The sequence below is a fragment of the Paraburkholderia sp. NPDC080076 genome (assembly GCF_050281145.1).
Lineage (GTDB): Bacteria > Pseudomonadota > Gammaproteobacteria > Burkholderiales > Burkholderiaceae > Paraburkholderia.
The window spans coordinates 1,089,327-1,107,672 of record NZ_JBNNWQ010000001.1; the positions used below are offsets into that span (position 1 = coordinate 1,089,327).

Sequence of the window (18,346 nt, forward strand, 5' to 3'; positions counted from 1 at the left end):
GTTCGGACCATGCTCACGGTAGTTCAACTCGACCGCGAAAGAGTGATGAATCGACAATGCGATCAAGGCATGAAACGACACTTGCGATGGACGCTGTTGGCAATGGTCACGCTCAGTTCCGCGTCTGCCTTCGCCGCCAGCTTCGACTGCGGCCGGGCGCGCTTGCCGGACGAAAAGGCCGTATGCGCATCACGGCAGCTGAGTGAGATGGACGTCGAAATGTCCGTGCGCTACCAGATGCTGACGGGTCTGGTTGCAATGGGCACGCGCGGCGATATGCAGGACGAGCAGCAGGCGTGGCTGAAGTCCAGAAAAGCATGCGGCGGTAATCAATCGTGTCTGCTCAATGCCTACCGGCGACGCATTGGGACGCTCAAGGACGACTATGCCCGGCTCGCGAGTCGTGGACCGTTCTGAGTGCGCCGGGTGTCGTCCAGAAACGGATGCGTGACAAGGACGAGGAACGCAAGCCGAATTCGATCCGTCGGTGAGCGGCGGGAGCGCCCGGCGCGCGTCTCCCGCGCGCGACCGAACGTATCACTCACGTCGGAGTCTCAACGCGTTACCATGAAATCCTTCCGCCGCTTACCATCCGATTCAGGTCCCGATGCGCTCAACTTTTACCAAATGGCTTTTTATCGTCTACCTTCTCGGTAGCGGCACGCTGTATTCAATCCTTATTCTGCTTCTCTTTCCCTTCGTCGGACGCGCTGGACGATACTGGCTCGCCAAGCAGTGGTGTCGCGCGCTGGTTTTCGTCATGCGTTGGCTACCCGGCGTTTCATGTTCGGTAGACGGGCTCGACAATCTTCCCGACGGCCCGGTGATCATCCTGAGCCGTCATGAGTCGACGTGGGAAACGCTCGCATTCCTCGCGCTTTTCCCGCGCCGCATCAGTTTTGTGTTCAAGGAGGATCTCCTGCGCATCCCGTTCTTCGGCTGGGTGTTGCGCGGCCTCGATATGGTCAGCCTGAATCGCGGTTCCGCGCGACAGGCTCACCAGGCTGTGACGAAGGAGAGCGCGGAGAGGCTGGCCAAGGGCGACGTCGTCGTCATTTTCCCGGAGGGCACCCGGGTGGCGCACGATGCACCGTTGCGAATGACGTCCGGCGGCGTTCGGCTGGCGTGCGCGACCGGCGTGCCGGCTGTGCCCGTGGTGTTGAACGCGGGCAAGGTCTGGCCGACGAAAGGCTGGCCCGACGGCCGCGGGCATATTCGCGTGGTGGTCGGCCCGCCGTTGTCTCCGCAGGACATGACCCAGCAGGAATTGAGTCACGCGGTTCACGAGTGGATGAAAAACGAACTGCTGCGGCTTTGATGATTTTCGAGCCGAGCGGTGACGCACGGATCATCTGGAGACGCGGAGCGTGGCGTACCGCTCGATTGAACTGGAACCCAATTGAGCATAAGGTGATTGCTCCCTAGTCCAATCGGAGTCCGGTATGCGATGTCTTGCAATGACTGCGGCCGCATTGATGGCCGCTGGTTTCACCCTGTCCGCGAGTGCCCAGGTTGTCGTCACCATCGGTCATTCGGCGCCGCTCACCGGTCCGCAGGCACCGAACGGCAAGGACAACGAGAACGGGGCGCGGCTCGCCATCGACGAGCTGAACAAGGCGGGTGTTACCGTCTCAGGTCAGAAGGTCACCTTTAAACTGGACTCGGAAGACGACCAGGCGGACCCGAAAATCGGCGTGCAGGTTGCGCAGAAACTGGTGGATAGCGGCGTAGTCGCGGTGGTCGGACCGTACAACTCGGGCGTGGCGATTCCCGCCTCGCGCGTCTACAACGCCGGAAACGTGCCGATGCTGCCGGTCGCATCGAACCCGGCACTGACGAAGCAGGGCTTCAAGAACATCTTCCGGATCGGCGCGAGCGACGAGCAACTGGGCGGCACGATGGGGCAGTTCGCCGCGAAGACCTTGAAGGCCAAGACGGCTGCTGTCATCGACGACCGCACGGCGTATGGTCAAGGCGTCGCCGAACAGTTCACGAAGGTCGCCAAGGCGAACGGCATTCAGATCGTGGCTCAGGAATTCACCAACTCGTCGGCGACCGACTTCCTCGGCATTCTGACGACCATCAAGGCCAAAAATCCCGACGTGATTTTCTTCGGCGGGTACGCGTCGCAGGGGGCGCCGATGGCCAAACAGATGCGCCAACGTGGACTGAGGGCGAAGCTGCTCGGCGGCGACGGCATCTGCTCGGCTGACATGGGCAAGGTCGCGGGCGAAGCGGCATCGATCGTGTATTGCGCGCAGGGCGGCATTGCGCTGGAGAAGACAGCGGCCGGCCGCGAATTTCTGCAAAAGTACAAGGCGGCCTATAACATCGATACGCAGGTCTATGCCGTGAGCTACTACGACGGCGTCAAGTTGCTGGCCGACGCGATGGTGAAGGCGGGAACCACAACGGACAAGGCCAAGCTGGCCGCCCAACTCGCGAAGGAAAACTATAAGGGCGTCGCGGGCACCTATTCGTTCGACGAGTCCGGTGACCTGAAGGGCGCGCCGACTACCGTGTACGTCATCAAGAACGGCTTGCCGGTCCCGTACGGACAGTAACGGCAAGCGACCCATTGACTTCATGAAGCAAACATGAAAATTTCACGCACTATCCAGACTGTTGAAGTTCACACCGGCGGCGAGGCATTCCGCATTGTCACCAGCGGTTTGCCGCGTCTGCCCGGCGACACGATCGTCAAGCGGCGCGCATGGCTGAAGGAAAACGCGGACGATATCCGCCGGGCGTTGATGTTCGAACCGCGTGGGCATGCCGATATGTACGGCGGGTATCTGACAGAACCGGTCAGCCCGAATGCCGACTTCGGCATCATCTTCCTTCACAACGAAGGGTACAGCGACCATTGCGGCCACGGTGTCATCGCGCTGTCGACGGCGGCGGTCGAACTGGGTTGGGTTCAGCGTGAGATACCCGAAACGCGCGTGGGCATCGACGCGCCGTGCGGGTTCATCGAAGCATTCGTGAAGTGGGATGGCGAGCACGCCGGCAATGTCCGCTTCGTCAACGTGCCGTCGTTTATCTGGAAGCAGGACGTGACCGTCGAGACGCCGTCCTTCGGTTCGGTGACGGGCGATATCGCGTTCGGCGGCGCGTTCTACTTTTACACCGACGGCGAGCCGCATGGTCTCGCGGTGCGGGAGTCGTCGGTGGAAGAGCTCATCCGCTTCGGCGATGAAGTCAAGCGGGCGGCCAACAAGGCGTTTCCTGTCGAGCATCCCTTCATCCCCGAGATCAACCACATCTACGGCACCATCATTGCGAATGCGCCGCGGCATGCGGATTCGACGCAAGCGAACTGTTGTGTGTTTGCCGATCGTGAGGTGGACCGTTCACCGACCGGCTCCGGAACAGGAGGCCGGGTCGCGCAGCTTTATCTGCGTGGGAAGCTGGGCAAGGACGACACCCTGGTGAACGAGTCCATTATCGGCACCGTGTTCAAAGGGCGCGTCCTGAGCGAAACCACGGTGGGCGATTTCAAGGCCGTCATTCCGGAAGTCGAAGGCAATGCCTTTGTGTGCGGCTTCGCGACCTGGATTATCGACGAGCGTGACCCGCTGACCCACGGATTTCTGGTGCGTTAGGTCAGACGAGCAACGAGGCCTAGAACCGCTCGACCCACGGGCGCAGTTCGACCTCCCACGTCCACGCGCTGCGGTGCTGACGATGAATGTGAAGGTATTCCCTTGCAATGGCATCGGGGTCCAGCCATTTGTCGTCCGCGCCGCCTTCTTCCGGACCTCTCGCGCTGCTGGCGATGCCGCCGTCGATCACGAAATGGGCAACGTGAATATTCTTTGGCGCCAACTCGCGCGCCATGCATTGGGCCATGCCTCGTAGCGCGAATTTGCCCATGGCGAATGGAGTGGAGCCGGGCAGTCCTTTCACGCTGGCAGTCGCGCCGGTCAGCAGTACAGTGCCGTGGCCGCGCGCCAACATGCGCACCGCCGCGGCCTGGGCCACGAGAAAGCCGCCGAGGGCGGTCACTTTGAAGGCGTCTTCTAGCTTCTGTGGCTCGATGGCTTCAACTGGCGCGCGATAGCGGCCGCTCGCGTTGTAGACGACGAGATCGGGGACGCCGAATGCTTTTTCCACGCGCTCGAAGAGTGCCGTGACCTGGTCCGCTTGACTGGCGTCGCAACTCACGGGCAGGGCGCCCGTCTCATCGACCAGGTCCGTCAGCTTGCTCGTATCGCGGGCGGCGAGCGCGACCTGCATGCCCTCCGCCGAAAACAGGCGTGCGAGGGAGGCACTCAAGCCCTTGCCCGCGCCGACAATCAATGCAGTCTCAGTTCGACTCATGGGTCCTCCGGAATCAACAGGGAAGCGCTGCGGTGTGTGTGTGCCGCATCATGCCTTGCTGATTGTAGGCGTTCACCGTGAATGGCACTGAGCTGACGGATGGTGGCGTCGCTTGCCTAAGGAGAGGCTTCGATCACGCTCCAGACCCGTTCGTCGGAGTCGCCCGTGAATTGTCTGGCGATAACAGCCCGGCATTTATCGCAGCGATAGTGCTCGAGGACGAGCGTGCCGTTGCACTCCGCGACACCGATGAGCGTGAGGTTTTCCTGCCGTTGCACATCGACTGGCAGGCCGTCGATGTCGGAGCATCCATCGCAGACTTCCATGGCGCCTCCTGACGTTCGCATCCATCGTTCGAAATGAGCCCGCGCGGAGCGGGCGAAGACTGATGCACGCGGAGACAGCGCGAGCCAAATCAGTATCCGGCTCGATGGAGCGGTTGTGCAAGTGCAAAAAAATAAAGTAAAAGGGGTTGGATGGGGCCGTCCCTCCGGGGTTTGAGCGCGATTGCGCTGCACTAGTATGGACTAGCGAGGCGTGCATGCACGGCCGCAGGGATAAGGCGTCGTCCTGGCAACGGTGACGCAGGCACGGACGCCCGATGAAGCGCTCTACATCTTCGAGTCGACCCAGATACGCCCCCAAGCGGTTGCGTAGCCGATTGCCTGTTCGTGGTCGTAGAAAAAGTCTAGCGAGTTGAACGCGCGCGGAGGGCGTCCGGGTTCTTCGATGATGAGATCCGCCGAGTGCAAGCCATCGCCCGTGGGCGTCGTACTTGCACGCAGACCGAATCCCCGATGAAAACTGACTCGGCTGGCCGGTGTATTCAGCTGGATTTGCATTCGATTTTTATGGGCAACAACAGCCCGTTCTCTCTCAGTGGCGCGATTGTCCCGTCAATATATGAAGTTTCAATGACGGGGAGGGCGGATTAATACCAGGGTTTGCCTCGCTGTCCGCGATCCACTTTTGTTATCACCCTCTCCAATACTCGAATTGTTAGCGCATCGCAGCGCTCGTATATTGGCTGAACCGTCAGCACAAGCAGCACTGACAGCACAACCAGCCGGCATACAACAACACAAAGGCACGCCGCATAGGCCTGCCAAGGAGCACAGCGATGAATCGAATCGATCTGGAGGGGCGCGTAGTCGCCATTACCGGCGGCGCGCGTGGCATTGGCTACGCGGTGGCGCAACGGGCGCTGAACTCGGGCGCCTCGGTCGCGCTATGGGACGTGGACGCGGACCGCCTCGCGCGCAGCCAGCGTGAGCTCAGCGAACTGGGCAAAGTCACCGCGGTCACCGTCGAACTCACGCAGGAAGCCGCCGTCGCGCAGGCGGTGGCGCAAACCGTCGCCGATCATGGCGCGATTGACGTGCTGATCAATTGCGCCGGCATTACCGGCGGCAACGGCGCCACGTGGGAACTGGAGCCCGACGTCTGGCGCCGCGTGATCGACGTGAACCTGATCGGCCCGTATCTCACCTGTCGCGCGGTCGTGCCGCAAATGCTCAAGCAGGGCTATGGCCGGATCGTCAATATCGCCTCGGTGGCCGGCAAGGAGGGCAACCCGAACGCCTCGCACTACAGCGCCTCCAAGGCAGGTCTCATCGGCCTGACCAAATCGCTCGGCAAAGAGCTCGCGACGAAGAACATTCTCGTCAATGCCGTCACGCCCGCCGCGGCCAAAACCGAGATCTTCGATTCAATGTCGCAGCAGCACATCGACTACATGCTCTCGAAGATTCCGATGAACCGTTTCCTGTTGCCGGAAGAAGCGGCGTCGCTGATTCTGTGGCTCTCGTCCGAGGACTGCGCGTTCAGCACCGGATCGGTGTTCGACCTGTCCGGCGGTCGCGCAACGTACTGAGGCGCCGCGGCATCACGCGAGCCTGATCTCAGTAGCGCTACACAAGACAAGAAAACGCAGAGCCGCCGCCCGCGCTCTGCGAAGGAGACGACATGGAAGCGCCTGCGCCCGTTTCACTCGAGGCGATCAACAGCAAGGTTATGCGCCGGCTGCTGCCGTTTCTGCTGCTGATGTACGTGCTGGCATTTCTCGATCGCGCCAATATCGGTTTCGCGCAGAAGGCTTTGCAGCACGATACCGGCCTGTCGAATGCGGCGTTTGCGTTCGGTGCGGGCGTGTTTTTCGTCGGCTATGCGTTGTTCGAGGTGCCGAGCAATCTTCTGTTGCATCGGGTCGGCGCGCGTGCCTGGATGTGCCGGATCATGGTGACGTGGGGGCTCGTATCGGCGGCCATGTGCCTTGCCCATACGCCGACCGCGTTCTACACGCTGCGGTTTCTGCTCGGCGTCGCCGAGGCGGGTTTCTTTCCCGGCGTGATCTATTATCTGACGCACTGGTTTCCGCAGTCGTCCCGGGCGCGCGCGGTGGGCGTCTTCTATTTCGGCGCGCCGCTGGCGTTTATTTTCGGTAGCCCCTTGTCGGGCTCGCTGCTCGAATTGCACGGTGCACTTGGACTTACCGGCTGGCAATGGCTCTTTCTGGTGGAAGGCGCGCTGGCGTCAGTGGTCGGCGTGTGGGCCTTCTGGTATCTCGACAATCGTCCCGAAGATGCGCGTTGGCTCGAACCGCAAGAGCGCGCCAGCTTGCGCGCGGCTCTCGACGACGACGCACTGCTTGCGTCCGCGCACGGCCCGCATCGCATTCTCGCGGCGCTGGTGGACCGCCGTGTGTTGCTGCTGTCGGCGATCTATCTGCTGATCCAGATGAGCGTGTACGGCGTGATCTTCTATTTGCCGCAACAGGTGGCGGCATTCCTTGGCACGACGGTCGGTTTGCGTGTGGGACTCGTCGCCGCGCTACCGTGGCTGTGCGCGCTGGCCGTGACCTGGTATGTGCCGCGGCGCGCGGATCGCACGGGTGAGCATCGGCGTTGGGCGGTGGCCTTGCTGATCGTCGCCGGGCTCGGCATCGGCGTGTCGGGACTCGTGCATAGCCCGCTGCTCGGCTTGCTCGCGCTGTGTTGTGCGGCGAGCGGTTTTATCGCGGCGCAGCCGCTCTTCTGGACCTTCCCCACGCGTTACTTCACGGGCGCCGCCGCGGCGGGCGGGATCGCCTTGATCAATTCGCTCGGCGGACTCGGCGGCTTCATCGCACCGAGCTTGCGCACCGCGGCGGAACACGCGTTTTCGTCGACGTCGGCGGGACTGGTCGTGCTGGGCGTGTCGAGTCTGCTCGCCGCGCTGCTGATCGGCACGCTCTTGCGCCGCGATCCCGCGCAACCGCACACCACTTTCGAAACCTTACTGCATCGCGCCCGCTAGGCGCTCGCTCGACGCACTCATAACGGAGCCCCATTCATGGCCATGCCTACCATCCGGCACGTGCGTGCCTTCATCGTCCGCGGCGGCGGTGCGGATTATCACGACCAACCCGGCGGACACTGGATCGACGATCACATTTCCACGCCGATGGCGCGTTATCCGGAGTATCGGCAGAGCCGCCAGTCGTTCGGTATCAACGTGCTCGGCACGCTGGTGGTGGAGATCGAAGCGAGCGACGGCACCGTCGGTTTCGCGGTGACGACGGGCGGCGAGATCGGCGCGTTCATCGTCGAGAAACATCTCGCGCGTTTTCTCGAAGGCCAACTCGTTACCGACATCGAGAAGATGTGGGATCAGATGTACTTCTCCACGTTGTACTACGGTCGCAAAGGCGTGGTGCTGAATACGATCTCGGGCGTCGATCTCGCGTTGTGGGATCTGCTCGCGAAAGTGCGCAAGGAGCCGGTGTACCAGCTATTGGGCGGTCCGGTGCGCGACGAACTCGTGTTCTACGCAACCGGCGCGCGGCCCGATCTTGCTAAAGAGATGGGTTTTATCGGCGGCAAGCTGCCGTTGCAGCACGGTCCGGCTGAAGGCGAAGCGGGTCTCAAGCAGAATCTGGAAAAACTCGCGGACATGCGCAGCCGCGTCGGCGACGACTTCTGGCTGATGTACGACTGCTGGATGAGCCTCGACGTGCCGTATGCGACGCGGCTCGCGCAAGCGGCGCACGAATACGGCCTCAAGTGGATTGAAGAATGCCTGCCGCCCGACGACTACTGGGGTTACGCCGAACTGCGCCGCAACGTGCCGCGCGGCATGATGGTGTCGACCGGCGAACACGAAGCGACGCGCTGGGGCTTTCGCATGCTGCTCGAGATGCAATGTTGCGATCTGATTCAACCGGATGTCGGCTGGTGCGGCGGCATTACCGAATTGATCAAGATCTCCGCGTTAGCGGATGCCCATAATGTGATGGTCGTGCCGCATGGTTCATCGGTGTATAGCTATCACTTCGTGGTCACGCGGCACAACTCGCCGTTCGCCGAGTTTCTGATGATGGCGCCCAAGGCCGACGAGGTCGTGCCGATGTTCACGCCGCTGCTGCTCGACGAGCCGGTGCCGGTGAACGGACGCATGAAGGTGCCGGACACGCCGGGATTCGGCGTGAGGCTGAATCCGGAATGTGCATTGGTGCGGCCTTACCCGCGTTGATTGCGCGCGTTGATTACGCGCGTTGATTGCGTTAGTTGAGTTGCGGCGCTCGCTGCGCGTAACCCGCCGCAACGTAGAAACATAAAAGGAGAATGACGTGCTGCTCAAGGACAAGGTCGTGATCGTCACCGGCGGATCGCGCGGCATCGGCCGTGCGATCGCGGTTGCGTGCGCAACCGAAGGCGCGGACGTGGCGATCAACTACTGGGGCGATAACGATGCATCGTATGGACGCCGCTCTGCGGTCGCGGAGGTGGTCGCCGAAATCGAGGCGCTGGGGCGGCGCGTGATTGCGATCGAGGGCAACGTCGCCGCGCGCGAAACCGGTCAGCAACTGGTGCGCCATACGGTCGAAGCTTTCGGCAAAGTCGACGTGCTAGCCAGCAACGCGGGCATCTGTCCGTTCCACGCGTTTCTCGACATGCCGCCGGAAGTATTGGAATCGACGGTGGCGGTCAATCTGAACGGCGCCTTCTATGTCACGCAAGCCGCCGCGCAACAGATGAAGCTGCAAGGCACGGGCGGCGCGATCGTGGCGACGAGTTCGATCAGCGCGCTAGTGGGCGGCGGCATGCAAACGCATTACACGCCGACCAAGGCTGGCGTGCATTCGCTGATGCAATCCTGCGCAGTCGCATTGGGACCGTACGGCATTCGCTGCAACTCGGTGATGCCGGGCACCATCGCAACCGACCTGAATGCGGAAGACCTCGCCGACGAAGCCAAAAAAGCCTACTTCGAAAAGCGCATTCCGCTCGGCAGACTGGGCCGCCCGGAAGATGTCGCCGATTGCGTGACGTTCCTCGCTTCCGACCGCGCGCGCTATGTGACCGGCGCGGCGCTGCTGGTGGACGGCGGTCTCTTCGTCAACCTGCAGTAACGCGCCGATGCCGATTTCAGTTCACGGGAGCCGAAGACGCGATCACCGAGTCGGGAGCGGCCGCGGCGGTGTCATCGCGCTTGAGCTTGCGCGAGAAACCGCGCAACAGGTCGATGAAGCGCAACGCCGGTTCGGCGAGCGGTTCTTCCTTGCGCGTGAGAATGCCGAAGCCGGCGAGGCTCTTGCCGATTTCGAGCGGCAGTGCGACCAGCAGTTTGCCGCGCAAATGATCCCGCACCACCGACTCGGGCAGCATCGCCACCGCATCGTAATTCTCGAGCAATTGCAGCGTGGCGAAAATCGACGCGCATTCGGTCAGGTTCACCGGCGTGGCCAGTCCCGCGCGCGCGAGTTCCTCTTCGAACAGTACACGCGCCGGACTGGTGACAGGTTGCGCCACCCACGGCCAGTCGATCAGTTCACGCAGCGTGAGGCGCGCGCGCTGCGCGAGCGGATGCACCGAACGCACCACCAGCAACAACGTCTCGCGCGCGAGCGGCTCGAAACTGAAATCGTTGTGTTGCAGCGGACTGGTCAGGCGCCCAAGCGCCAAGTCGACTTCGCGGCGATGCAGCAATTGCACGACCTGGTCGCTGGTTTCGCCGAGAATGCGCACGTTCAGCAGTGGGCTCTCGGTTTTCAGCGCGGCGACCGCCATGGCGAGCAGATCGGGCGCGGCGCCCATGATCGCGCCGACCGTCAGTTGGCCATGACCGCCGCGGCGTTTCACGTCGAGGTCTTCGGCGAAACGGGTCAGTTCGGCCAGCGCGCGCCGCGCGTAAGCCAGCGTGACGACGCCGAGCGGCGTGGGCGTCATGCCGCGCGCGTTGCGCTCGAACAGCAGAAAGCCGAACGCTTCTTCGATATCGCCGAGCATGCGGCTCGCGCTCGGCTGGGCCACGTTGACGGCCTCGGCGGCTTGATGGAGATTGCGCGCGTCGTCGAGCGCGACGAGCAGCGCGAGGTGCTTGAACTTGAGCCGATTGACGAGTGCGACAGTTGCTGAGGGTTGGCTCATGGGGCGAGTGCGATTCGGTTTGTGGATCGCCCAATCCCAACTTCGGATTGAGATGCTATCGACGCAGGAATTATAGTCGTATCAGACGCTTCCACGCTTCGCTGGAAAAGCGCCCGGATACGACGGGAGACAGGCCGCAATGGAGACAATCGCTTTCCGGATGGTGCTCAACCCCGGCATGCGCGAGGAATACGAACGACGTCATGCGCAAATCTGGCCTGAGCTGGTTGATGCATTGCACAACGCCGGTGTGCGCGACTATCGGATTTTCTTCGATCCGGGCTCGGATCATCTTTTCGCCGTGCTGACGCGAAACAGCCACCACACCATGGACGAACTGCCGCAACTCGAGGTGATGCGCAAATGGTGGGATTACATGGCCGACATCATGCAGACGGCCCCGGATCACACGCCCGTGCAGCAGCCGCTCGAACCGGTCTTTCATTTGAATTCGCTAAGCTGAACTGATCCGGCAGGATCTCAAACCTCGAAACGACTTTACCGGACGGAGGATGTCGCATGCAGGTGGTCGATTCGCATATCCATTTGTGGGATCTGAAAACACATCGCTATCCGTGGCTGGAAAACCCGGGCGTGTCGTTCGTGGGCGACGCGCGCGATCTGAAGCACGACTACCTGCTCGACGATCTGTTGAGCGAAGCGGGCGATATCGACGTGCTGAAACTCGTGCACGTCGAAGCGAATCACGATCCCGCCGATCCGGTCGAAGAAACGCGCTGGCTGCAGTCCATTGCGGATCGCAAGGAATCGCGCGGCATGCCGAACGCGATCGTCGCCGCGGTGGATCTGTCCGCGCCGAATGCGCCGGCCGTGCTCGAAGCGCATGCATCGTTCGCCAACACGCGTGGCATCCGGCAGATTCTGAACGTGCACGAGAACAAGCTGTTCGATTACGTCGGCCGTCATTTCATGCGCGAGCCGCAATGGCGCGAGCACTTTGCGTTGCTGCGCCGTTACGACATGTCGTTCGATCTGCAACTGTATCCGTCACAGATGGAAGAGGCGGCGGCGTTGGCGCGCGCGCATGGCGACACGCAGTTCGTGATCAACCACGCGGGCATGTTCGTCGACCGCAGCAGCGTGGCCGGTTATCGCGCATGGCGCGACGGCATGCGCTTGCTCGCGGGTTGCCGCAATGTCGCCGTGAAGATCAGCGGACTCGCGATGTTCGATCATAAGTGGACTGTTGAAAGCCTGCGGCCTTACGTGGTCGAAACGATCGATACATTCGGTGTCGAGCGGGCGATGTTCGCCTCGAACTTTCCGGTCGACCGGCTGTTCGGCTCTTACGCGGATTTGTGGCATGCGTATGCGTCGATTGTGGAAGGCGCGAGCGTCGCCGAAAAAGAGGCGCTGTTTTGCCATAACGCGGAACGTTGCTACCGCATCTGAAACACGTTGCCTGGAAACACGAAAAAGAAGGAGACACGCAGTGCAGCAACCCACATCCGCTGTGCCGAGGCTCGAATTGCGGCATGCGAGTAAATCTTTCGGGCGGGTTCGCGCGCTCTCCGACGGCGACCTCGCGCTCTGGCCGGGCGAAGTGCATGCCTTGCTCGGCGAAAACGGCGCAGGCAAATCCACGGTCGTGAAGATTCTCGCGGGCGTGCATCAGCCGGACACCGGCGAGTTGTTGGTGGACGGCGCGGCGCGCCGCTTCGCGACACCCGCCGAGGCGCGCGACGCCGGGCTCGCGGTCATCTATCAGGAACCGACGCTGTTCTTCGATCTGTCGATCGCGGAGAACATCTTCATGGGACGGCAACCGGTCGACCGCATCGGCCGGATTCAGTACGACGCGATGCGCCGCGAGGTGGACGGCTTGCTGGCGTCGCTCGGTGTGGATCTGCGCGCCGATCAACTGGTGCGTGGTTTGTCGATTGCCGATCAGCAGGTGATCGAAATTGCCAAGGCGTTGTCGTTGAACGCCCACGTGCTGATCATGGACGAACCGACCGCGGCGTTGTCGCTGCCCGAAGTGGAGCGGCTCTTTGCCATCGTGCGCAAGCTGCGCGAGCGTGACGTGGCGATTCTGTTCATCACGCACCGGCTCGACGAAGTATTCGCGCTGACACAACGCGTCACGATCATGCGCGACGGCGCGAAAGTCTTCGACGGTTTGACCGCCGATCTCAACACCGAGTCGATCGTCGCCAAAATGGTCGGGCGCGATCTGGAAACCTTCTATCCGAAGGCCGAGCGGCCGCCCGGCGAAGTGCGCCTGTCGGTGCGTGGCCTCACGCGCATCGGCGTGTTCAAGGACATTTCCTTCGACGTTCGCGCGGGCGAGATCGTCGCGCTCGCCGGACTGGTCGGCGCGGGGCGCAGCGAAGTCGCGCGGGCGATCTTCGGCATCGATCCGCTCGACTCGGGTGAAATCTGGATTGCCGGCGAGCGTCTGACGGCAGGTCGGCCCGCCGCCGCGGTGCGCGCCGGACTTGCGCTCGTGCCGGAAGACCGCCGCCAGCAAGGACTCGCGCTGGAATTGAGCATCGCGCGCAATGCATCGATGACGGTGCTCGGCCGCCTCGTCAAACACGGCCTCATCTCCACGCGCAGCGAGACGCAACTCGCTAATCAATGGGGCACGCGCCTGCGCCTGAAGGCAGGCGACCCCAACGCGCCGGTCGGCACGTTGTCGGGCGGCAATCAACAGAAGGTCGTGCTCGGCAAATGGCTGGCCACCGGACCGAAAGTGCTGATCATCGACGAACCCACGCGCGGCATCGACGTCGGCGCGAAGGCCGAGGTCTATAGCGCGCTCGCCGAACTGGTGCGCGACGGCATGGCGGTGCTGATGATCTCGAGCGAATTGCCGGAAGTCCTCGGCATGGCCGACCGCGTGCTGGTGATGCACGAGGGGCGTATCAGCGCGGATATAGCGCGTGCCGATGCCGACGAGGAACGCATCATGGGCGCCGCGCTCGGCCAACCCGGCCAACCGATTTCACCGCTGGGGCACGCCGCATGATGCGCCATTCTTCCACTCATCCCGCACCGGTGCAGGCGCCGGTCCCGAAGCGCGCGGTCAGTTCGCCGGGCGGTTTCGCCGCGAGCATCGCGAAGAGCCGCGAGACGACGCTCTTCGTCGTGCTGGTTCTGTTGATCGTGGGCACCGGGCTCGCGAAGCCTCAGTTCCTGAATCTGCAGAATCTGCGCGACGTGCTGCTGAATGTGTCGATTATCAGCTTGCTGACAGCCGGCATGACCGTGGTGATCCTGATGCGGCATATCGATCTCTCGGTCGGATCGACGGTCGGCGTCAGCGCGTATGCGGTCGGCAGCCTGTATGTCGCGTTTCCGCATATGCCGGTGATCGTCGCTTTGGGAGCGGGGCTAGCCATCGGTCTGGTAGCGGGCACCATCAACGCGCTGCTGGTCGCGGTAGGGCGCGTGCCGTCGCTCGTCGCGACGCTGTCCACGTTGTACATCTTTCGCGGTGCGGACTACGCGTGGGTGCACGGCGGACAGATCAACGCCACCAGCTTGCCCGATGCGTTTTCGCGCCTTGCCACCGGCACGTTCCTCGGCATCCCGACACTCGCGCTGATCGCGATCGTCGTGCTGATCGGTCTCGCCGTTTATCTGAAACAGTTTCGCGGCGGGCGCGAACATTACGCCATCGGCTCGAATCCGGAGGCGGCGCGTCTGGCCGGCGTGAATGTCGAACGTCGCGTGATGGCCGGGTTTCTGCTGTCCGGCGCGATTGCCGGTTTTGCGGGCGCATTGTGGCTGGCCCGCTTCGGCACCGTGGATGCCAGCACTGCGAAGGGCATCGAATTGCAGGTGGTGGCCGCCGCGGTGGTGGGCAGCGTCGCGATCACGGGCGGCGTCGGCACGATTCTCGGCGCGACGCTCGGCGCGCTCGTGCTCGGCGTGATCAGCATCGCGCTGGTGGTGCTGCACGTGTCGCCGTTCTGGGAGCAGGCCATTGAAGGCGCATTGATCGTCGCCGCGATCACCGCCGATACCTTGCTGGCCCGCTCCGTCGCCAAACGCATGATGAGGAAACGCGATCATGGCTAAACCCGATTCCGCGCTGCTCACGCGCAAACGCGAAACGCCGCTGCAATGGGAAGTGCTGCTGGTAATCGTGCTGATTCTCTCGCTCGCGCTCGGACGCTTGCTGTCGCCGGTGTTTCTGACCGGCGCGAATCTGAGCAACGTGCTAGCCGATCTGACCGAGATCGCTTTGATGGCGCTGCCCATGACGCTCATCATCGTCGCCGCCGAAATCGATCTGTCAGTGGCGTCGGTGCTCGGCGCATCCAGCGCGTTGATGGGCGTGCTGTGGCACATGGGCTTGCCGATGCCGCTCGTGATCGTGCTGGTACTGGCCGCCGGCGCGTTGGCCGGGTTGCTGAACGGCCTCGTGATCGTCAAGCTCAATCTGCCTTCGCTCGCGGTCACGATCGGCACGCTGGCGCTGTTTCGCGGCCTCGCCTATGTGTTGCTCGGCGACCAGGCGGTGGCGGATTTCCCGCCCGCTTATACGGCGTTCGGCATGGACACGCTGGGCGGGAGTTTCATACCGTTGCCGTTTGTCATCGTGATCGTCGGCGCGATCGTCTTCACCGTGCTGCTGCAGTCCACGGCGTTCGGCCGCAGTCTCTACGCGATCGGCGCGAATCCGACCGCCGCGGCGTTCTCCGGCATCGAAGTGGCGAAGATCCGCTTGCGGCTGTTCGTGCTGTCCGGCGCCATGAGCGCGCTGGCGGGCATCGTCTATACGCTGCGCTTTACCAGCGCGCGCGGCGACAACGGCGAAGGTTTCGAGTTGTCGGTGATCGCGGCGGTGCTGTTCGGCGGCGTGAGTATTTTCGGCGGACGCGGGTCGATGATCGGCGTGTTGCTGTCGCTGCTGATCATCGGCGTGCTGAAGAACGCGCTGACGCTCGACGACGTGTCCAGCGAAACGCTCACCATCGTTACCGGCGTGCTGCTGCTGGCGTCGGTGCTGATACCGAATCTGGTTGCCCGCTGGCGCGCGGCGCGCGACCGGCGTTTCATCGCGAAGTCCGCTTCTTCCATCTAACGTTTTCAGCAAGGCCTGCGTCTACGAAGAGAAAGTCCAACAACCGACAACCCGGACAACACCACGTCCAACAACAAGGCAGGAGACACTCTATGTTCAAACCTCTACGTCACACCGGCACCGCGGCGCTATGCGTCGCGTTGATCGCGATAAGTTGCGCCGCGTCCGCCGCGGGCCTGAAAAGCGGGCTGAAAATCGCATTCTTGCCGAAGCAGATCAACAACCCCTACGAAGTGATCGCCGACGACGGCGGCATGGCCGCGATCAAGGAATTTGGCGGCGTGGGCAAAGCGGTGGGTCCGTCGGACGCAGGTGCGTCGTCGCAAGTGCAGTACATCAATACGCTGATCACACAGCGCCAGGACGCGATCGTGATCGCCGCCAACGACGCCAATGCGGTGGTGCCGTATCTGAAGAAGGCGATGTCGCAAGGCATCAAGGTCGTGACCTTCGACTCGGACACGGCGCCCGAGGGCCGGCAACTGTTTGTCAACCAGGCGAACGCTGAAGGCATCGGCCGTGGCCAGATTCAACTGGTGTCCAAACTGATGGGCGGCGAGGGCGAGTTCGCGGTGCTGTCGGCCACGCCTAACGCGACCAATCAGAACACGTGGATCAAGTGGATGCAGGAGGAGTTGAAGAAGCCGGAGTACGCGAAGATCAAGCTCGTGAAAATCGCCTACGGTAACGACGACGACCAGAAGTCGTTCGTCGAAACGCAGGGCTTGTTGCAGGCGTATCCGAACCTGAAGGCGATCGTCGCGCCGACCACGGTCGGCATTGCCGCCGCCGCGCGCTATATCTCGACCTCGTCGAGCAAGGGCAAGGTGGCGGTGACAGGCTTGGGCACGCCGAACCAGATGCGCGCGTTCGTGAAGAACGGCACCGTGAAGGCGTTCCAGTTGTGGGATCCGGGTCAACTCGGCTACCTGGCCGCATATGCCGCGGCGGCGCTGTCGTCGGGCACGATCAGCGGTAAGGAAGGCGAGTCGTTCGACGCTGGCAAGCTCGGCAAACGCACCATTGGGCCGCAAGGCGAAATCATTCTTGGACCGCCGACCACGTTTGATTCGAGCAATATCGATAACTTCAATTTCTGAGCGGCAACACTTCACCGCGTGACGTTGCGCGGCTGAAGTGTTTGGCAACGCACGAAACACGCGGCGCGAGGGCGATTCAGCGGTCCACACGCCGCGTGTTTTTTGTCCTTAAAGAGAATTTGCTTCAGCCATATTTGCTACGTAAGACATTCTTTAACCTTGCTCACGTGGTTTCGGTATCTGTCCACACGCTTGCGTGTGGACTCATGTTCACGGTGGGCGCGGTGGGTGGATCAGTTGTGGTTTCACATTACCTCCATTTGATCCGAGAAAAATCTGCCTTACAGGTGGCAAAATTCATCGAGCGTGCCCACTTCGTCGCCGTGCGACGCGGCGAGCGAAAAACTTCAAAAGCGATGCTGGATACCCGCCGTGACACCCGCTTGCGTATCCGCCGCGCCAATCAAATCGCGCGACAGACTCACTGCATTGCCGTGCTTGGCCATCGCATAACCTCCCGCCATATACAGCACCGTGCGTTTCGACAGCGCGTACTGCGCGCGCAGCGAGAACAACGTCGGATCGGCATCGCTCGCGTCCTTGATGTCCTGATGGTAGAGCGCGGCGAACAGCGAGATGAACGGCGTCACTTCGTATTGACCGCCGATCCAGTACATGTCGCTGCGCAGCGTAGGCGCGCTGGTGTGGAACGTGCGCCGGTAGTTCCGGTAGCCCGCCATCGCCTTCACGGCGCCGAAGTCGTAACTCAAGCCCGCGTGAATGCCCTGAATGTAGTTGGTCGTATCGGCGGGCGTGACGCTGTCGTTCGCGCCGTTCTGCCGGTCGAAGGTCGCGACCGCCGCGAATGGACCGTTCTCGTAGCCGAGACCGAAGTCGTACTTCGAGCTCGACTTCATGCTGCCCGGCACATTGCCGAAACCATACATCGCGCCGAACTTGAAGCCGGAAAATGTGCCGTCGTAACGCACCGCATTGGCCGAGCGCGAGAACAGACCGTCTTTACGGCCGCCCGTCGCCGTGGATGACGTCGCCCACGAGTAGTTCGGCGCGTAACCCATCGGATCGAACGGCAGCATGTAATCGTAGGTGGTCGTGAAATTGCGGCCGAGCGTGATTTGCCCGAAGCGGTTTTTCAGGCCGATGGTCGCGCGGCGGTCGAAGATCGCGCCGGGGCCGTCGTCGAACTGGCCGTTGGCGATGTTGATGCCGCTTTCCAGCTGGAACACCGCCTTCAGTCCGCCGCCGAGATCCTCGACGCCGCGCAAACCCCAGCGCGACGTGTTCTTGCCGCCCGAGACGAGGCGCGTGGCGCCGCCGTCCTTGCTTGCATGGTTCACGTATTCGACACCCGCGTCGACGATGCCATACAAGGTCACGCTCGACTGCGCGTGCGTGCCCGCCGCAAACCCGGCGAGCCCGGCGCAAGTCACGCCGACAGTCGCTTTCTTCATGCTCCACTTCATCAATAGTCTCCGGTGGTTGGTTTTTTTTGCTTCGGT

General features: G+C 62.3%; 19 protein-coding genes. 14 read left to right on the top strand and 5 right to left on the bottom strand.

Features of this window, described 5'->3' with window-relative positions; translation table 11 throughout:
- Positions 1–69: 69 nt before the first annotated feature.
- From ACQKRQ_RS04900 to lhpH, 4 genes are all read left to right on the top strand, one after another.
- Entirely contained in the window at positions 70–417 is a 348-nt protein-coding gene (locus ACQKRQ_RS04900; protein ID WP_427475434.1) for a lysozyme inhibitor LprI family protein, read from the top strand.
- A 190-nt stretch (positions 418–607) separates the two neighbouring features.
- Entirely contained in the window at positions 608–1,318 is a 711-nt protein-coding gene (locus ACQKRQ_RS04905) for a lysophospholipid acyltransferase family protein (protein WP_132377491.1), read from the top strand.
- A 124-nt stretch (positions 1,319–1,442) separates the two neighbouring features.
- The gene (locus ACQKRQ_RS04910) at positions 1,443–2,564 is read left to right on the top strand and encodes a branched-chain amino acid ABC transporter substrate-binding protein (protein WP_132377490.1); all 1,122 of its coding nucleotides are present in this window, start codon (positions 1,443–1,445) and stop codon (positions 2,562–2,564) included.
- Positions 2,565–2,597: 33 nt separating this feature from the next.
- Positions 2,598–3,605, top strand: coding sequence for a trans-3-hydroxy-L-proline dehydratase (gene lhpH, locus ACQKRQ_RS04915; protein WP_427475437.1), 1,008 nt, complete (start codon positions 2,598–2,600; stop codon positions 3,603–3,605).
- Between the two features lie 19 nt (positions 3,606–3,624).
- Here the strand turns inward: lhpH and ACQKRQ_RS04920 are convergent, their stop codons facing one another.
- The 3 genes from ACQKRQ_RS04920 to ACQKRQ_RS04930 form a co-directional block, all read right to left on the bottom strand.
- The gene (locus tag ACQKRQ_RS04920) at positions 3,625–4,323 is read right to left on the bottom strand and encodes an SDR family NAD(P)-dependent oxidoreductase (RefSeq protein WP_427475439.1); all 699 of its coding nucleotides are present in this window, start codon (positions 4,321–4,323) and stop codon (positions 3,625–3,627) included.
- Between the two features lie 116 nt (positions 4,324–4,439).
- Positions 4,440–4,649: a hypothetical protein gene (locus ACQKRQ_RS04925; RefSeq protein ID WP_132377487.1), complete on the bottom strand. Its 210-nt coding sequence runs from the start codon at positions 4,647–4,649 to the stop codon at positions 4,440–4,442.
- Between the two features lie 285 nt (positions 4,650–4,934).
- Positions 4,935–5,165 (bottom strand): hypothetical protein, encoded by a 231-nt coding sequence (locus ACQKRQ_RS04930; protein WP_132377486.1) that lies wholly within the window; start codon positions 5,163–5,165, stop codon positions 4,935–4,937.
- A gap of 278 nt (positions 5,166–5,443) precedes the next feature.
- On the opposite strand from ACQKRQ_RS04930, the gene ACQKRQ_RS04935 reads away from it, so the two are divergent.
- The 4 genes from ACQKRQ_RS04935 to ACQKRQ_RS04950 all read left to right on the top strand — a co-directional run bounded on the left by ACQKRQ_RS04935 (position 5,444) and on the right by ACQKRQ_RS04950 (position 9,712).
- Positions 5,444–6,196: an SDR family NAD(P)-dependent oxidoreductase gene (locus ACQKRQ_RS04935; RefSeq protein ID WP_132377485.1), complete on the top strand. Its 753-nt coding sequence runs from the start codon at positions 5,444–5,446 to the stop codon at positions 6,194–6,196.
- 92 nt (positions 6,197–6,288) lie between these two features.
- Entirely contained in the window at positions 6,289–7,617 is a 1,329-nt protein-coding gene (locus ACQKRQ_RS04940; RefSeq protein ID WP_427475442.1) for an MFS transporter, read from the top strand.
- A gap of 36 nt (positions 7,618–7,653) precedes the next feature.
- Positions 7,654–8,832 (top strand): L-rhamnonate dehydratase, encoded by a 1,179-nt coding sequence (gene rhmD / locus ACQKRQ_RS04945; RefSeq protein ID WP_012427543.1) that lies wholly within the window; start codon positions 7,654–7,656, stop codon positions 8,830–8,832.
- Between the two features lie 97 nt (positions 8,833–8,929).
- Positions 8,930–9,712 carry an SDR family NAD(P)-dependent oxidoreductase gene (locus ACQKRQ_RS04950; protein ID WP_132377483.1) on the top strand — a complete coding sequence of 261 codons (783 nt, stop codon included), beginning with the start codon at positions 8,930–8,932 and terminating at the stop codon, positions 9,710–9,712.
- Positions 9,713–9,728: 16 nt separating this feature from the next.
- Here ACQKRQ_RS04950 and ACQKRQ_RS04955 read toward each other — a convergent pair whose 3' ends face one another.
- A complete protein-coding gene (locus tag ACQKRQ_RS04955) occupies positions 9,729–10,730 on the bottom strand; it encodes a LysR family transcriptional regulator (protein ID WP_132377482.1) in 1,002 nt (333 codons plus the stop codon).
- Positions 10,731–10,869: 139 nt separating this feature from the next.
- Between ACQKRQ_RS04955 and rhaM the strand changes: the two genes are divergently transcribed.
- The 6 genes from rhaM (at position 10,870) to rhaS (ending at position 16,886) form a co-directional block, all read left to right on the top strand.
- A complete protein-coding gene (rhaM, locus tag ACQKRQ_RS04960) occupies positions 10,870–11,193 on the top strand; it encodes an L-rhamnose mutarotase (protein WP_132377481.1) in 324 nt (107 codons plus the stop codon).
- A gap of 56 nt (positions 11,194–11,249) precedes the next feature.
- On the top strand, positions 11,250–12,143 hold the full coding sequence (locus ACQKRQ_RS04965) for an amidohydrolase family protein (RefSeq protein ID WP_427475444.1): 894 nt from the start codon (positions 11,250–11,252) through the stop codon (positions 12,141–12,143).
- A 40-nt stretch (positions 12,144–12,183) separates the two neighbouring features.
- Positions 12,184–13,722, top strand: coding sequence for a sugar ABC transporter ATP-binding protein (locus ACQKRQ_RS04970; RefSeq protein WP_427475446.1), 1,539 nt, complete (start codon positions 12,184–12,186; stop codon positions 13,720–13,722).
- Entirely contained in the window at positions 13,719–14,777 is a 1,059-nt protein-coding gene (locus ACQKRQ_RS04975; protein ID WP_132377478.1) for an ABC transporter permease, read from the top strand. The genes ACQKRQ_RS04970 and ACQKRQ_RS04975 overlap by 4 nt, the downstream gene beginning before the upstream one ends.
- A complete protein-coding gene (locus tag ACQKRQ_RS04980) occupies positions 14,770–15,786 on the top strand; it encodes an ABC transporter permease (protein WP_132377477.1) in 1,017 nt (338 codons plus the stop codon). Before ACQKRQ_RS04975 ends, ACQKRQ_RS04980 begins: the two co-directional genes overlap by 8 nt.
- A 92-nt stretch (positions 15,787–15,878) precedes the next feature.
- The gene (rhaS, locus tag ACQKRQ_RS04985) at positions 15,879–16,886 is read left to right on the top strand and encodes a rhamnose ABC transporter substrate-binding protein (protein ID WP_132377476.1); all 1,008 of its coding nucleotides are present in this window, start codon (positions 15,879–15,881) and stop codon (positions 16,884–16,886) included.
- A 347-nt stretch (positions 16,887–17,233) separates the two neighbouring features.
- Here rhaS and ACQKRQ_RS04990 read toward each other — a convergent pair whose 3' ends face one another.
- Positions 17,234–18,310 (bottom strand): porin, encoded by a 1,077-nt coding sequence (locus ACQKRQ_RS04990; protein ID WP_427475449.1) that lies wholly within the window; start codon positions 18,308–18,310, stop codon positions 17,234–17,236.
- Between the last annotated feature and the right edge of the window lie 36 nt (positions 18,311–18,346).

Coding starts and splice junctions, on each gene's coding strand:
- ACQKRQ_RS04955 (WP_132377482.1), bottom strand. CDS start 10,730: ATGAGCCAACCCTCAGCAACTGTCGCACTCGTCAATCGGCTCAAGTTC.
- ACQKRQ_RS04940 (WP_427475442.1), top strand. CDS start 6,289: ATGGAAGCGCCTGCGCCCGTTTCACTCGAGGCGATCAACAGCAAGGTT.
- ACQKRQ_RS04905 (WP_132377491.1), top strand. CDS start 608: ATGCGCTCAACTTTTACCAAATGGCTTTTTATCGTCTACCTTCTCGGT.
- rhaM (WP_132377481.1), top strand. CDS start 10,870: ATGGAGACAATCGCTTTCCGGATGGTGCTCAACCCCGGCATGCGCGAG.
- ACQKRQ_RS04935 (WP_132377485.1), top strand. CDS start 5,444: ATGAATCGAATCGATCTGGAGGGGCGCGTAGTCGCCATTACCGGCGGC.
- ACQKRQ_RS04965 (WP_427475444.1), top strand. CDS start 11,250: ATGCAGGTGGTCGATTCGCATATCCATTTGTGGGATCTGAAAACACAT.
- ACQKRQ_RS04925 (WP_132377487.1), bottom strand. CDS start 4,649: ATGGAAGTCTGCGATGGATGCTCCGACATCGACGGCCTGCCAGTCGAT.
- ACQKRQ_RS04930 (WP_132377486.1), bottom strand. CDS start 5,165: ATGCAAATCCAGCTGAATACACCGGCCAGCCGAGTCAGTTTTCATCGG.
- ACQKRQ_RS04910 (WP_132377490.1), top strand. CDS start 1,443: ATGCGATGTCTTGCAATGACTGCGGCCGCATTGATGGCCGCTGGTTTC.
- rhaS (WP_132377476.1), top strand. CDS start 15,879: ATGTTCAAACCTCTACGTCACACCGGCACCGCGGCGCTATGCGTCGCG.
- rhmD (WP_012427543.1), top strand. CDS start 7,654: ATGGCCATGCCTACCATCCGGCACGTGCGTGCCTTCATCGTCCGCGGC.
- ACQKRQ_RS04975 (WP_132377478.1), top strand. CDS start 13,719: ATGATGCGCCATTCTTCCACTCATCCCGCACCGGTGCAGGCGCCGGTC.
- ACQKRQ_RS04990 (WP_427475449.1), bottom strand. CDS start 18,310: ATGAAGTGGAGCATGAAGAAAGCGACTGTCGGCGTGACTTGCGCCGGG.
- lhpH (WP_427475437.1), top strand. CDS start 2,598: ATGAAAATTTCACGCACTATCCAGACTGTTGAAGTTCACACCGGCGGC.
- ACQKRQ_RS04920 (WP_427475439.1), bottom strand. CDS start 4,323: ATGAGTCGAACTGAGACTGCATTGATTGTCGGCGCGGGCAAGGGCTTG.
- ACQKRQ_RS04980 (WP_132377477.1), top strand. CDS start 14,770: ATGGCTAAACCCGATTCCGCGCTGCTCACGCGCAAACGCGAAACGCCG.
- ACQKRQ_RS04900 (WP_427475434.1), top strand. CDS start 70: ATGAAACGACACTTGCGATGGACGCTGTTGGCAATGGTCACGCTCAGT.